1 protein-coding gene is annotated in these 1,036 nt (G+C 67.3%); it reads left to right on the forward strand.

Features of this window, described 5'->3' with window-relative positions; genetic code table 11:
- Window positions 1-1,023, forward strand: a 1,023-nt coding sequence (locus D7X99_RS41915) for an IS4 family transposase (RefSeq protein ID WP_121782585.1), incomplete at its 5' end; no start/stop codon positions are given.
- Between the last annotated feature and the right edge of the window lie 13 nt (window positions 1,024-1,036).

Here is a 1,036-nt window from a genome sequence, read left to right on the forward strand (position 1 = left end):
CTGTCGGTGCACGCGATTGGCCAGGCGCTGGCGTGGGCGCGAGGCGGGGTGCAGAAGCACGGCATCAAGCAGGTGGACCGGCTGCTGTCCAACGAGGCGGTGGACGTGTGGAAGCTGGCGGCTTCGTGGGTGCCGTACGTGCTGGCCGAGCGCACCGAAGCGCTGGTGGCGCTGGACTGGACGGACTTCGAGGCCGATGAGCACACCACGTTGGTGGCCAGCCTCGTCACCTCGCATGGACGCACCACGCCCCTGCTGTGGCTGACGCTGCAGAAGAGCGCGCTGGCGGGCAACCGCGCCCAGGCGGAGGATGAGCTGCTGCCGCGGCTCAAGGAGTGCGTGCCCGAAGGGGTGAAGGTGACGGTGCTGGCGGACCGGGGCTTCGCGGACCAGCGGTTGTATGCCCTTTTTGCCCAGGCGGGCTTCGAGTACGTGGTGCGCTTTCGCAAGGACGTGCGGGTGGAGGTGGCCGGCGGCACCGGGTGTCCCGCGGCCGAGTGGATTCCCACCAGCGGGCACGCCAAGAAGCTGACGGACGTGCACGTGACGGCGGACCGCACGCCGGTGCCCGCGGTGGTGCTGGTGCGCCAGAAGGGAATGAAGGAGCCGTGGTGTCTGGCCACCAGCCTGGGAGCCGCCAGCGCGCGCCAGGTGGTGGACCTCTACGCCCGGCGTTTCTCGTGCGAGGAGACGTTCCGGGACGTCAAGGACTTGAGATTCGGGATGGGACTGTCCACGGTGCGCGTGAAGAGTCCCGAGCGCAGAGACAGGCTGCTGCTGGTGAGCGCCCTGGCCCAGGTGCTGCTGACGCTGCTGGGCGCCGCTGGGGAGAGTCTCGGGATGGAGAAGGGCTTGAAGGCCAATACCGTCAAGACACGCACCTACTCGCTCTTCCGGCAGGGCTGTATGTATTACCAGGCCATTCCCATGATGAAGGAGGAGCGATTGCGGCCTCTCGTCGAGCGCTTCGCCGAACTCCTCCACCAGCACCCTGTCTTCAAAGAAGCGCTCGGCTTCATATGAGGGGATGGCTCAG

Origin of the sequence: Corallococcus sp. AB032C (assembly GCF_003668935.1) — a bacterium.
GTDB classification, from domain to species: domain Bacteria; phylum Myxococcota; class Myxococcia; order Myxococcales; family Myxococcaceae; genus Corallococcus; species Corallococcus exiguus.